Below are 13,377 nucleotides of genomic sequence, written 5' to 3'. Positions count from 1 at the left end.
TTAAACCTCCAAAATCTCCACTATTGCCCTGCCATCAGTGTCCTTCATTTCTAGGCCAAGTATGGCTGCTAGTGTCGGTCCTTCATCTGTCAGTGACATTTCTTCTAAAAACACATTTTTCTTTATTCCCTTGCCTGCTACTAGAAAGACTGTCTCGTAGTTTTCCTTAGTAGAAGGGTTGTAACCATGATTGTTTATGCACAGCTTTGAAGACCTCTTGGGTGCCTCTAGGGCCCTTATCAATGGTTGGTCTTCCACCTCATCCATAAAGAAGTAGCCAACAGCTGCCTCCAACATAAGCCTACAAGATGGGTCAGCCCCCATAGCCCTAGCCTGGTCTGGACTATAAACTGCTTCAATGGCGCCTTCATCTATAAGGGGCTGAATTGCAGCTAACAAGTCTTGGTCTCTTATATCTTGACCTGCATATACATAAGCCGATCCATCAGCTGACTTGCATATGGCCTTGTAGCTGGCAACTAGGTTGTCGTCAGTCTTTGTCAATAGGCCTGCTGCTTCAAACAGCTTGTTTGGATATATATTTGTATGGCCATCTATACTACTGTGGTCCCCCAAGACAACTATTACTGAATCCTCATAGATGCCCTTGTCCTTTAGCTTGGCAACTAGGTCTCCCAACCTCTTGTCTAGCCTGTACATGGCTTCCTTGGCTTGATTTGAATTAAAGCCATACTCATGCCTTTGTGAGTCTAAATCTATATAATGGACCATGTTTATATGGGCTGGATACCTATCCAAGGCATACATAAATGATGCGTGGGAAAAATTATCCAACTCCGGCTCCTTATGACCATTTCTCAACTTGCCAAACTTGGAATTAAGGTCATACTGGAAGTAGGGACTACCATTTCTCATAGACACCCAAATCTGACTCTGCCACTTCCTATTGGCAAATATCTCTGGCATATTATACTTTATGTCCTTAGATCCTGCTGTCACAGGCCAAAATATAGATAGTATATCATAACCTGCCTTCTTGGCATAGGACTGGAAGGTCGGAACCTTTATATCCCTGTCATACCAATACCAGTCTGGACTCAACCTATCTGGCTGAAGTCTAGTATTATTGATTACACCATGCCTTGCCGGATATACACCGGTTGAAATTGTAGTATGGGCACAATATGTCAAACTTGGATAAATAGTTTTTACATTTATACAACCAGACGCCTCCTTGAAAAACTCTCCAAAGGCTGGTAACTTCTTCATTTGATCTATGTCTACCCTTGATAGGCCATCAAAGGATAGGACATGTAGATATTTTTTATTCATCACTGCTCCTTATCTATAGAATAACGTTTTTATTCCATATAAAAATATTTCTTTCACTCAAACCTATTATACAATAAATTTGTAATTTTCTAGCCCTATATTCCAAAATAAAGTAAATTATAAGCTAAAAATTAAGTTTACATAATAAAAGACCATCTTGATAAAATACATACCAAAATGGTCCACAATCCTTCTAGATTTTTTTTCGCTTTGAAGAACTCAAATAACCAATCTCTTCCCTATACTTGGCTACTGTTCTTCTCGCTATATCAAAACCTTCTGCCCTCAGCATATCTTCCAACTTTTTATCACTAAGGGGTTTTTTCTTATTTTCATTTTCTATTATGTCTTTTAGCTTGTTCTTTACCACAGATATAGAAATCGTGCTACCCTCATCAGTCTCTAGACTACCTGAGAAAAAGCTCCTAATCTCAAATAGCCCCTTCTTGGTAAGGATATACTTGTCATTTACCCCCCTGCTGACCGTAGAAATATGGCAGCCAACCATATCTGCTATGCTCTGTTGGCTCATAGGCTCCAATTGACCTTCATACTTAAAATAGTTAAACTGAACCTCCACAATAGCTTCTGCTATAGCTATAACTGTTGATTTCCTTTCTTCAACATCGTTTATAATCTTCTTGGCTGATGACAATTTTTCCTTTATATAGGACTTGACGCTAGGGTCATCTGTCTTTATATACAGGTCTCTGTAGTAACTATTTATATTTAGTTTTAACCTCTTTTCATTGTAAGGCCTAACCACCAAATTACCCATTTCGTCCTCTTCTAAGACTACATCAGGATAAGCATAGACAATTGCATTTTTGAAATATCTTTCTGCAGGTCTAGGATCCAAACTTTTGATTAATTCTAGGTAGTCCCTTATTTCATCCTGTTTTTTCTTGTACTTAGATGCTAGTTGCTTGGTATTAGAATTGGCTACTAGGTTGATATTGTTGACTATAATATCTTCTAGTACATCATCATATATACCATCACTATGCAGTTGGAGGATTATACACTCTTGTAGATTTCTAGCACATATACCCGCCGGCTCCAGTGTCTGGACAAGACCTATACACTCTTCTACCAGGTCCAGGCTGACACTCAATTTATCCGCTATATCACTTTCCTTTTCCCTCAGGTAACCATCTTCATCTAAACTATCCACGAGATAATCACATACCTTCATCCTCGTCTCATCTATGCCCATAATCTTAATCTGGCCGTGCAGTTCATCATAGAGACTATCCTCATCACTGGTCATATTTTCGAAGTCATAATCTGAGCTATCTGTATATAATACTTCATTTTTGTCAAAATCATAGTCGAATTTTTCTTTTTTAAAATACTCTTCCCAATTTATCTCATCATCTTTTACTTCTACTTCTAATACTGGATTTGACTCTGATTCAGCCTCAACAGCCTCCTCCAATTCATACCTACCCATATTAAGTATATTCAAAGACTGAACGATCTGGTTTGAAATATTTAACGTTTGTGTTTGTTTTTGTTGTATCGAGTTGTGTAGAGCCATACCATCCCTTCTTTTCAGCAAAATTTTAATGTTCCTTAGGTTCTAGGTCTTTGCTAGACCATAAGTACATCATTAATGATATTATACCACTAATTAGTAAAACTGAATAGAAGTTTGCTATCCTTGTTAACAACATTCCAGGTATTAGGAGTTTTTTTCCATAGAAAACTCTAAACATACCTAAGAAGAGTGATTCACTGGCTCCTACCCCACCTGGAAGTGGCAGGGATGATACCGCTATATTAAGTATAGCCTGCATCAAAATCAAGTCCATTACCGAATAACCACTCAAGCCAAAGCCCTTGTATATTACATATGGAACTGCATACAAGAAACTGATTTGCACAACTGTTAATAGAGTAACCTTCAATATAAGTATAGGGTTATTTCTCATATATATAGCCCCACGCTCGTATTCCTCCACACAGGCTGATATCTTTGTTTCAATTCTTTCCTTGTTCTTTATTATCCTACTCTTGTGGAGTAGCAAGCCGAATAAATTCAATATCTTAAATACTAGTTTAGGCCAGTATACCAACATTACTATAGCAATTAAGAGTAGGGCATTTGTTATAAAACCAAAGGCCAATAAAACCGTATTGGCAAGCTGAGAACCACCTATGTTTGTATTAGTTACAACACCTATAAGGGCATATATTACTACTACTAGCTGGTGGGTAAAAAGAATTAACATCAGGCTCAATGAAGATGAAGTTACACTAATCCCATCCTTCTTCATAAAGTATACCTGGGCTGGCTGACCTCCTGATGCAGAAGGCGTTACGGAACTAAAGTAAAAGCCTACAAATCCGTATCCAATACACTTAATCAGAGATGTCTTTTGCTTGAGACCCCTGATAATCATCCATATGTTTATACCTTCGCATGAGGCATATATCATCATCATCCCTATACCTACTATGATATAGATAGGCTTGACTGATTTGAGAGTCCTTACTATAGAATCAACAGACTCTCCCTTGAGAACTTGTGATATAGTCAAAGCCATCAAGACTAGCATTATACCTATACCTATAAATTGACTTTTTTTATTTTTCAAACCCTCCATTTTACCTCCTCAATTTCTTACCTACATCTATGGCAGTATGAAGTCATACCCCTTGTCCTTTAATTCTGGTATAGCCAACCTCAAACCTTCTATAGTATTCTTAGGTGCTCCTTTTGCTCCACCAGAGTTTTCACCTGCATCGTGCAGGCATATTATACTAGTTGGACTAGTCCTGTCCAATAATTTTTGTCTTATAGATTCTGGGCTGGCCTTTGCCTCCCAGTCTTCTGCCATCACATCCCAATATATCATCTTCATGCCGTACTTCCTTACAAAGTGGTTGGAAAATATATTTGTATGCCCCCAAGGCGGCCTGTAAAGTAGTTCTTCTACACCCAAGTCCCTCATAATTCTGGCACTGTTTTCAAAATCCTGTCTTGTATATGAATATGAGTATAGCATAGCATTTTTATGTTGCCAAGAATGTAGGCCAACCCTATGACCGGCTGCCATTATCTTGTCTACTATCTCCCTATTTTTATGGGCATTTTCTGCAACCATAAAAAATGTAGCCTTGACCCCATTTTCATCAAGTAGGTCCAAAAGGTCGTGTATATACCTTTCATCTGGTCCATCATCAAAGGTCAACATTATCTTATTATCTTGACCAGTTGACTTGACTACACTCCTATTGAATATTTTGTTGTAGTAGGTAGGCAGGATCGAATGAATCACAAATACCAAAACTACTACTAATAGCAAGTACAAAATATACATTTTTTCATCTCCTTAAATAGACTAAAAGTTGCCCGCAAAGGCAACTTTTAAGACTGTATTTATATTAAACATTAAATCTCATTTGCTGACTAATCATTTACCGTGATTATATTATAGCTAGTAGCTATATATCTTTCTCGAATCATGGCACATCATTAGACCGTAGTTACGATTATAACCATACCTGTAATCCTTAAAGTATGATGTATTTAATCTGTCTACAAAGTTAGCCATACTAGCTCTCATAGAAGCTAGAGCCTTGTCATCATTTACTATAGAAACTATTGTCCTAACACTGGCTTCCATATCCTCAGTCAAAAGAAGACCAAAGTTATTTTCCTCGATAAAATCTACATTTCTCTGCTCATTTGGTAGCGTTGGAGCAAATGATAGGATAGGTGTATTTGAATAAATAGCCTCAAACACTGTGATTCCACCCGGCTTTGTCACTATGCAATCCGCCCTGTCCATCAAGACATCTACCTGGTCAGTAAAACCAAGGACAGTAATATTTTCATACTTACCATGTAAACTATTATATATTCCCTGGTTGTTGCCCGCTACTATAGTAGTATGAAACCCTTCAGCTGAATTTAACTCCTGATAAAAGGCATCACCCTTAGGTAATATTCCCAGTCCACCACCCATTATCAATACTTCCTTGCTGTCCTTGTTCCTAGGCATATTGATTATCTTATCTCCAATCAAGCTAGGTCTTGGCCTCCTAATTTCCTGTCTATTTTTAAACTTGTCCGCAACAGGTATGCCATAGACAACTATCCTATCTGGGTCTACTCCCTTGTGGATCATTTCAAACTTGATATCCTGACAGGCCACTAGGTATTGGTCGGTTCCCTCTACCAACCATTCATAGTGACTGCTCACATCTGTGATACAGGTAATCAGCTCCAGGTCTGATCCATATCTTTCCTTGTAGTAGCCCACCCCCCTAGAAATCATAGGGAAGGTAGATATTACTAGGTCTGGGCTCTTGTCTTCTACCAGCTTGTTACAAGCACTGGCAAATATCCTCGTCAATAGATCGACACCTGTAACCCTCTTATCGTTCATTGAATAGTAGAAGCTATATATCCCTTTAGCGTACTTTAGCAATAGGTCAAAGGACTTGTACATATACTTAGATAGGTGTGGCAAGGCATATTCATAAAAGTCAATTATCTCTATATCGTCATTCTTGTAATGACTTTGTATGTCTTGCATTATTGACCTTGACGCTGACATATGACCCATGCCAAACTTTGCAGTCAAAATTACTATCTTCATAAGTATCCCTCCTTTTACTAAATTGTTCTTCTATGTTAAAAGCCTTTTTATTTATATTAATAGTATAACCACAAAAACTAAATATAAAGTATATACAAATCTTAAGTTTTTATAAAGTTTTTGAGAAAAGTAGCTACTAGACCCTTGCTTGCCGTCAAAAAGGCCCCACCACAGCACCTAAGCTGTAGTGGGACCTTATCTATTTCTTACATTGTGATCATGAGCCATAATTTTGTATAAAATTATTATTTTCTTTTTTTATATATCAAGCAATATCTCATTTTTTGATATCCACAACCTGAATTCATCCTATTGTTGGCAAGCATTGCCAAGCCCAATAGGACTAGCAAGCATCCATACCACATAGTATTTTCCCTATAGCCAGTCTTGGGAAGAAGGTTCTTGCCAACCCTGCCCCTAGTATTTGCTAGAGGACGGCTGATATTCGCCACACTAGTATTTGCCGAGGAATGCTCACCAGTCGCTCCCCTACTAAAGCTATAGCGATTGAAAAAAGTCATATCCTCACGCTTGTATCCAGCCTGGTCTAAAATCCATACATAAACACTTAGTCCACCCTGTGAGGCGATGACCCTTACATGCAAGCGATAAATACTACAATCTTGCTTGCAATTTTCAATAGATATGTCCTTATTTTGGTAGATAGTATAAATATAATCTCCAGCCCTATCATAAGTCATATCAAGCTCTTTTTCTCCATCTCCCTGAATAGAAAAACTATAAGTATCCTTTCTTCCCTCTGGAAGGGGGGTATTTGAGCCTTCTGCCTTCATAGTATAGTGAAAGACATCCCTTGGTTTGCTATAGCCACTATCAACTACTATCACCTGTTTGACCTTGACAGGATGACTGGTCACTTCTTCTGCATACGAGGAAATATTTAAAGAAAGTATCATAAAGGTGAATAGGAAACATAAAGCAATACTCTTTATCATATTTTTTCTTTTCCTATACATCTTTTTTCCTCCTTCCTCTTTCGGTATCTCTCATATATCCAATATATCACAACAAGAATCAACCACAAGACAATCAATAGACCAAACCAGTCAATGTTTTCTACCTTTTTGCTCCATCCTATATATGGGTTCCTCCTTATTTTTTCATGAAATGTGTTCTTTGGAATATTGTCTGTGAGTTTGCCTACTAATATATAGCGTCCATTGGTCACAGATAGGTCACAGGTATCCAAAAATACCAACCTATCCCCCTCGCCTATGTGCATAGGTCTTTGCAATATTGCATTCTTTTTTACATAGGAAATCAGGGCCTGCTTTTTTTGACTTTCTTGCAGGGCTGGTGTCAAGACTACTGTATCGGCTCCATGTGTTTTTACAAAGGCAAAAAAGTCTACCCCCAGGCTCGGCAAGTCAGTCCTATGTATGACCCCGTACCTATGTTTGTCAAAAAAATCTTTTTGTTCAAAGCGGTCAATATCCCCAAACATCTTCCTCTCAGCCATATGGTGCCCATAGATGACATGGTTAAAGTCTGTCAAATCCCTTCGGTTTCTATAGTCCAAAAATATACTGCCACCAGTGGAGTATTCCTTTGATACTGTCTGATTGAGGTAGGCCCAGTTGTCCCTAGCCTGAACTAGGGGATAGTCTATCCTTGTTCCATAGATATCTATCCAGCCAATCACATCAGGGTTGAGCCTGGTCAATGTTTTATAAGAGGTTTTGTTGTCCTTGGTCGGCTTGTACATGATGAACTGTTCCGGACTAGCCGCTTCATAGACCTGTTTTCTATCCCATAGAAAATAGCCACCTATGACAAGTAGGGCTATAGAGGCAAACAAGATGATATAGTCTAGAGCCAAGGATATTTTTTGGGTAATTTTGATATACTTCTTTTGTTTTGCTTCTTCTGTATTATTGGACTTGGGAGTAGCACAAAGGCCACCCCCATCCTTTTTACTTGTCTTTTTTATTTCCATCTAGGCTATTTCCTTTTCTAAAAAGAATTCTTGTATCCCTTAGATATTAGAATTCCTCTGCCCTTCTCTTGTTTCTTACAAAGAATAAAATTCCCATACCTGCTATGGCAACAAGTATGATAAATGGAAGGTTGTCTATTATAACACCAGTTGGAGTCTGCTGAGTGTTGGTAAAGGCTATAATATTACCTCCTGTATTATCTCCTAATAAGGCACTTGCTACAGTTCCATCTGTTTCACTACCAGCTATTCCGTTTGAAGTAACTTTATATTTAGCTGTATAGCCAGCTGAGTCTGTTTCTGTTACAGTTGCCTTGGCACCAAGTAAAACCTCTGTCAAAACAAGCTTGTGTCCCTTAGCTAATTTAAATGTCTCCTCGTTTTTGTAAGTTCCAGTCTTTTCCTCAGACATGTCAGTTCCATCTTCCTTTGTAACTTTATACTTGTAAGTAGTGACTTTATCATCGGCCCCTGCAGGCTTTTCGATCTTTATTTTAAATTCGAACAACTGAGTATCTGAAGCATTATCTCCAGTTACATCTTTCTTGACAAGTAGACCCTTTTTGTCATCATCTGAATCACCTGTTGTTGGGTTACTATTTCCACCTGTTGGGAAGTATTTGTTCTCAAAGGCAAAGTTGTTGCCATTGCCACTAGGATCGCCAGGAGTGTATTCTGTTTTTGTTGTACTAGTATCATTTGTTCCGTCTTCCTTTTTATCCTGTTTTATCTGAATTGACTTAACCTTGAATTTACCGTCTTTAGTTCCTTCAACGAAGATAGATACTAAGTACTCTGCCTTTGAGTATGTCATACCAGCTTTTCTTTGAGTTTGAGAAGGTTCTACTTCTTTTACCTTATATACATACTGTCCCGCCTTAGTCCATGCCACGCCTGTTAATACATCGCCTGTAGTCTTTACAACCTGCTTACCGGCTTTTGTATCATCGGCATCTTGAGTGTCACTAGCGACATATTCTGCTTTGGCGTTAGCAATAGCTGGGCAAGTGTCAACATTTTCAGTCTTTCCGTTAAAACTTACTTTAGTAAATTCAAAGTTGAAAGTTTCAGCAGGTGTAGCTACCCCTTCACTAGGCATTGTTAGTACCTTTTTAATTATTAATGTTTTAGGAGTTTCTTCTGCAAATGCTGTTTTCTGCACTGCTAGGTTTCCTGCAAAGCCTGTTGCTACCAATGCCATAGCCATGGCAAGTGGTATCATTTTTTTCTTTAATTGATTCATTTTCATAATCTTTCCCTCTCTTTTCTTATATTTTTTATATACCTCTGCCCCTTACAAGGGCAAATATTTTACCTAGGATGTCTTTCTTGTCCATGGGGCCAAAGAGCCTGCTATCTCCTGCCGCATCCCTGTTGTCCCCCATGATGAAGTACTCATCCTCTCTCAGTCTGATGGGGTACTTGATTCCCCCTCGGAAGGCTCTGGTGGACTTGTAGACCTTGGGTTCATTCTGGTTGTATCCATTGACCTTGAGGCCGCTATCATCCAGGTCTACCTTGTCCCCCGGCAGTGCTACCACACGGGCGGACCTTTTTTGACCCTTATATGAGTAGACTAGGGTATCCCCCACAAGGTACTTCTTCTCCAGCCTATAGTAGATGACCAAGTCTCCCGGAGCTAGGTTTGGCACCATGCCCATGTCCTTGATCCTTGCCAAGCCAAAGACAAAGGTAAATACAGCTGCGACCACAATAAGTATGGTGACCATCTTGATGGACAGCCCTAGAAGGGCCCTTGCCAGCGGATCCTTTGGGCTTGCCCTCCCCTTGATTTTACTTGATTTCTTAAACACTCTCATCTGTCTGCCTCCTATTTATTTGGACAAGCCCATAGACTCCAAGTAGGATTCCTCCTAGAAGAATGAGTAGCACTTGCGTATTTCCGCCGTCATGGACTCCTACTGGAACTCCCATAGTCACCTTAACGGTTATCTCTACCTCGTCAGAATTACCATCCCCATAGTCCACAATTACAGTCGCCCTTTGTTCGCCAAGCTTACCCGTATCAGGATCTTTTTTCCAAGTATATTTTGCATTTTCCGGTAAAGAAGAAGTATTTTCAATGCCCTCTTTTGCATTTGGAACAGCTGCCCCCAATTCAACTTGCAGATTCCTTCTGATTGGATTGTAAAAGCTAAGGATTGGTCCTTTTATAGGATGCTCACCATTTGGTGCATAGGCTACAATCTGACCCTTTGAACTATTTTCTACTTTGTTAGCAGCTAGTGTCATTTCATATTCGCCCTTTTCCAATTTATCAAAAGGAATTTTTACTTCAGCAAGTACCCTTTTCTCGTCATATTTTTTTGTCTTAGGATCATATGGATAAAGCCTTACAATTGCATCTCCCGCCTTTTGGTCTGTAACTTTTAAATCTTCTTCCGGTTTTGCGGGATTTTTAATCAAGGGTTTTGGAAGACTTCCCTTAATCTTATTTTCCACAGATGGATTGTATTTGGTCTTTTGGGCAGTCGGTTCCTTTACAAGATAATCTGAAGCGTCATTTGGTTTGGTATTATCCTCTAGTATTTCCTGTCCATCAGGCACACCGTCCCCATCAGTATCTACAAGCTTGGGATTTGAACCGAATTGATATTCAATAAAGTCAATAAGACCATCACCGTCTGTATCTCTTACGTCCAGTAGGCTGTTGTGTTCAGAGTTTTCCAGAATCTTCCAAGGAGTTCCGTCATCTTTAGCGAATCCAAAAATCTGCTTATCTGGCCAGTCTGCATAAAGGCGAGAAGAAAATGGTAGGAAGCTATTGTTTTCTGTCTGCTTTGTCGCCTCAATAAGTTTCCTTGCCGCTTTCGGATCCTTTAAAGAATCCTTTAATTTGTATGATATTGTATAGAAACCAACCCCTCCTGCAGGAGCAGTTAACACATTGGATTGAATGTAAGATCTAACTTTAGCAACATCACTATTAGTCTTTACATTTTTATGACTCATTTCAGGAGAATTAAAAGTATTAATAACTCCATCTTTAGGTTTATCAATTCTAGTTTTCACTACATTTTTTGTAGGGTTACCATAGGTATCTGAAGAATAAATATACACATTATCCCAGTCAATGAAATCTGTAAGTTCAGCAGGGAAAGTTTCTTCAATTACAGCTACATAGCCACCTCCTGGAAAAGAAGATTCGTACTTGATGGCAGGCTTATATTGATGAACAGTCCTAATTTCATCAAACTTATTTTCTTGACTTCCTTCTATTAAGGCCTTAGCAGTAAAGCCATCCATGGTAAGATTGGACTTATGGATATCTTTTTCTTTTGTCTTATCGTAGATGTATCCAGAACTGATGGATTCTTCTGCAATAAAATTTGGAACCGTAGTTCCACCATGACCTGTAAGCCACATAGAAGAAAATTTGATTTTCTTGTCTTTTAATCCCAAATCATCCAAAGTTTGACCATTTTTTAGTTTGATTGTAACAGTGGCAATGGTGTTGGAATTAGTTTTACCCGGCCACATAGCACTGCCTGCAATTGCATGCGTCCACAGCGAGCCGTCCTTTTCAGTACCTACATCGTAATAATTTTCCATGGTATCTTCCCTTACCCCAGATTTTACTTTAATGGATTCAATATTTTGGTAAAACTCGGGATCTGTAAATTCAAGAACATATCTGCCGGCAAAATAGTAAGAATCTTCTTTATTCTCTGTAACAATCTTCCAGTAAGTACCTCCGTAATTAAGATTGCTCCAGTTCAAAGTAATTGTATCACCTTGAGCCTTTACAAAAGTGATGCCTGCATAAGCGAGCGATGTCATTCCTATACCATTGGCAGTCACGCTTCTAAAGTCTCTTGTACCTCGATTGGGAAGTTTTATTGGTGGGGACCCTTCCTCGTATGCATAGGCTGTAATCATTTGTGCAACAATAATACTGATAGCAATTACAATAGAAGAGAGCTTGATACCGACTTCTTTCATTCCCAATCTTGAATTCATTTGCTTATGTTTTTCTTTCAAATTCTCCACCTCTTTTTCACATTGGATGGTCTCTCATCTTGCTTTCTCATCGTTTCCTATCCCTCTTCCCTGATTCTTAATAATAAAAAAACATATATTCCACCCTTAGGGCAAATGCCCTAAGGGTGGAATATATGTTTAGTTTAAATCTTTATAAAAAAATGTATGAATAAAAAAGCCTGCCACTAGGCTTGCTTGCTTGCTTGCTTGCTTGCTTGCTTGCTTGCTTGCTTGCTTGCTTGCTTTTAGATTATCCCCTTTAGCCATCATATTTGTCAACCCCTCTTACATACATTTGTTTGTATTTATTTATATAGTATCTATATAGTATTTACAAGATACCATAAAACACACACTTATCAACATTATTTGATTCCAATACAAAATATATTAATTTCATAAATATATAGCAACACTTTTCAAAGCTTTAGTTGCTTTTGTATTTCTAAAGTATTATAGCATACTCTTGAAATTTTTTCAACCACCAATTTTTTTATAATTTTTATATATTAAGTCCTAAAACACAAAATCTTCATCTGTCAATTCTTCGTATATACCCTTTTGGTAGCCATTACCCTTGGTTGAGAAAAAGTCGTGAGTCTTGGTCTCAGTACTCAAACCGTTTAATACTATAGCATTTACAGGCTCCACCTTGTAAAATTCCTCAAAGCCCATATTGGTAAGGGCCGTATTGGCATTATATTTCAAGAAATTAATTACCTGCTCCTCCAAACCAGAACCTTCGTACAAAAGCCTAGTATATTTTTCTTCATTTTCCATCAATTCTTTAAGCAGCGAATAAACCCCATCCTTTAGTTCATTCTTGTCATCATAGTGAAACTCGTTGAATTTTTCTTGGGCCAAAAGACCTATATACTTACCGTGTAGAGATTCGTCCCTCAAGATAAGGGATATTATCTCACCGCTTGATATCATCTTGCCCTGACCTGCCAAGAATAGAGGATAGAAAAATCCACTATAGAAAAGGAAGGACTCAAGAAATACACTCGTAGCCATAGACATATATAGGCCCTTGGCTGTATTAGTATTCTTGTACTGTCTCAAAATCATCTTGGCCTTGTTTTGTAGTAGTGGCTCCTCTTCTATCCATACAAATAGGTCATCTATCTCTTGCTTGGATAGGAGGGTAGTAAATATACTGGAGTAGCTTTTGGCATGAATTTCCTCCATCGTTCCCATAAAAGAAAGGACAGCCTTCCTCTGAAAATTCTCTGTCAGCTCCATCATGGATGGTATACCGTCATTTCCCTGCTTGGTATCCAAGAGAGTTAGTCCTGCTAAAACCCTCTTGTAGAGAACCCTCTCACTCTCTTTTAGGTCAGACCAGCTAGGTATGTCCTTTGAAATAGGCACCTCTTCAGGCAACCAAAACTGCTTTACATTTTGGTCCCAAAAGGCCTGGGTAAAATCGTCATCTTCCGTATCCCAATTTACAGCCTTGTGGACTGTATTATAAACATCTACATATTTTTCCTTTATCATAACCTCTCCCTA

At 38.5% G+C, this 13,377-nt stretch carries 12 protein-coding genes; all 12 read right to left on the bottom strand.

Annotated elements, in window-relative coordinates:
- The 12 genes from HMPREF1639_RS08495 to nrdF all read right to left on the bottom strand — a co-directional run bounded on the left by HMPREF1639_RS08495 (position 1) and on the right by nrdF (position 13,365).
- Entirely contained in the window at positions 1–1,293 is a 1,293-nt protein-coding gene (locus HMPREF1639_RS08495) for an alkaline phosphatase family protein (RefSeq protein ID WP_036765518.1), read from the bottom strand.
- A gap of 193 nt (positions 1,294–1,486) precedes the next feature.
- Complete coding sequence (gene rpoN, locus HMPREF1639_RS08490) at positions 1,487–2,854, bottom strand: RNA polymerase factor sigma-54 (RefSeq protein WP_242847308.1); 1,368 nt, start codon at positions 2,852–2,854, stop codon at positions 1,487–1,489.
- A gap of 4 nt (positions 2,855–2,858) precedes the next feature.
- A complete protein-coding gene (locus tag HMPREF1639_RS08485; protein WP_036765514.1) occupies positions 2,859–3,902 on the bottom strand; it encodes a lysylphosphatidylglycerol synthase transmembrane domain-containing protein in 1,044 nt (347 codons plus the stop codon).
- A gap of 27 nt (positions 3,903–3,929) precedes the next feature.
- Positions 3,930–4,619, bottom strand: coding sequence for a polysaccharide deacetylase family protein (locus HMPREF1639_RS08480; RefSeq protein WP_036765512.1), 690 nt, complete (start codon positions 4,617–4,619; stop codon positions 3,930–3,932).
- 117 nt (positions 4,620–4,736) lie between these two features.
- A complete protein-coding gene (locus tag HMPREF1639_RS08475) occupies positions 4,737–5,903 on the bottom strand; it encodes an MGDG synthase family glycosyltransferase (RefSeq protein WP_036765509.1) in 1,167 nt (388 codons plus the stop codon).
- Positions 5,904–6,148: 245 nt separating this feature from the next.
- Positions 6,149–6,880 carry a Spy0128 family protein gene (locus HMPREF1639_RS08470; RefSeq protein ID WP_036765506.1) on the bottom strand — a complete coding sequence of 244 codons (732 nt, stop codon included), beginning with the start codon at positions 6,878–6,880 and terminating at the stop codon, positions 6,149–6,151.
- A complete protein-coding gene (srtB, locus tag HMPREF1639_RS08465; protein WP_036765504.1) occupies positions 6,856–7,860 on the bottom strand; it encodes a class B sortase in 1,005 nt (334 codons plus the stop codon). Before srtB ends, HMPREF1639_RS08470 begins: the two co-directional genes overlap by 25 nt.
- 46 nt (positions 7,861–7,906) lie before the next feature.
- Positions 7,907–9,109 (bottom strand): DUF7601 domain-containing protein, encoded by a 1,203-nt coding sequence (locus tag HMPREF1639_RS08460; RefSeq protein WP_036765502.1) that lies wholly within the window; start codon positions 9,107–9,109, stop codon positions 7,907–7,909.
- A gap of 28 nt (positions 9,110–9,137) precedes the next feature.
- Complete coding sequence (lepB, locus tag HMPREF1639_RS08455; RefSeq protein WP_278244235.1) at positions 9,138–9,590, bottom strand: signal peptidase I; 453 nt, start codon at positions 9,588–9,590, stop codon at positions 9,138–9,140.
- 76 nt (positions 9,591–9,666) lie between these two features.
- Positions 9,667–11,862: a Rib/alpha-like domain-containing protein gene (locus HMPREF1639_RS08450; protein WP_036765498.1), complete on the bottom strand. Its 2,196-nt coding sequence runs from the start codon at positions 11,860–11,862 to the stop codon at positions 9,667–9,669.
- A 138-nt stretch (positions 11,863–12,000) separates the two neighbouring features.
- Positions 12,001–12,129: a hypothetical protein gene (locus HMPREF1639_RS09570; protein ID WP_278244234.1), complete on the bottom strand. Its 129-nt coding sequence runs from the start codon at positions 12,127–12,129 to the stop codon at positions 12,001–12,003.
- Between the two features lie 249 nt (positions 12,130–12,378).
- On the bottom strand, positions 12,379–13,365 hold the full coding sequence (gene nrdF / locus HMPREF1639_RS08445) for a class 1b ribonucleoside-diphosphate reductase subunit beta (RefSeq protein WP_036765496.1): 987 nt from the start codon (positions 13,363–13,365) through the stop codon (positions 12,379–12,381).
- Positions 13,366–13,377 lie beyond the last annotated feature (12 nt).

Source organism: Peptostreptococcus sp. MV1, from assembly GCF_000758885.1.
Taxonomy (GTDB): domain Bacteria; phylum Bacillota; class Clostridia; order Peptostreptococcales; family Peptostreptococcaceae; genus Peptostreptococcus.
The sequence above is the reverse complement of the archived record's forward strand: the minus strand, read 5'-3'. Positions and strand labels throughout refer to the sequence as shown.

Bases quoted from the DNA above. Each gene is read 5' to 3' on its own strand.
- HMPREF1639_RS08495 (WP_036765518.1), bottom strand. From the start codon at position 1,293: ATGAATAAAAAATATCTACATGTCCTATCCTTTGATGGCCTATCAAGG.
- HMPREF1639_RS08485 (WP_036765514.1), bottom strand. From the start codon at position 3,902: ATGGAGGGTTTGAAAAATAAAAAAAGTCAATTTATAGGTATAGGTATA.
- HMPREF1639_RS08480 (WP_036765512.1), bottom strand. From the start codon at position 4,619: ATGTATATTTTGTACTTGCTATTAGTAGTAGTTTTGGTATTTGTGATT.
- HMPREF1639_RS08475 (WP_036765509.1), bottom strand. From the start codon at position 5,903: ATGAAGATAGTAATTTTGACTGCAAAGTTTGGCATGGGTCATATGTCA.
- HMPREF1639_RS08470 (WP_036765506.1), bottom strand. From the start codon at position 6,880: ATGTATAGGAAAAGAAAAAATATGATAAAGAGTATTGCTTTATGTTTC.
- srtB (WP_036765504.1), bottom strand. From the start codon at position 7,860: ATGGAAATAAAAAAGACAAGTAAAAAGGATGGGGGTGGCCTTTGTGCT.
- HMPREF1639_RS08460 (WP_036765502.1), bottom strand. From the start codon at position 9,109: ATGAAAATGAATCAATTAAAGAAAAAAATGATACCACTTGCCATGGCT.
- lepB (WP_278244235.1), bottom strand. From the start codon at position 9,590: ATGGTCACCATACTTATTGTGGTCGCAGCTGTATTTACCTTTGTCTTT.
- HMPREF1639_RS09570 (WP_278244234.1), bottom strand. From the start codon at position 12,129: ATGGCTAAAGGGGATAATCTAAAAGCAAGCAAGCAAGCAAGCAAGCAA.
- nrdF (WP_036765496.1), bottom strand. From the start codon at position 13,365: ATGATAAAGGAAAAATATGTAGATGTTTATAATACAGTCCACAAGGCT.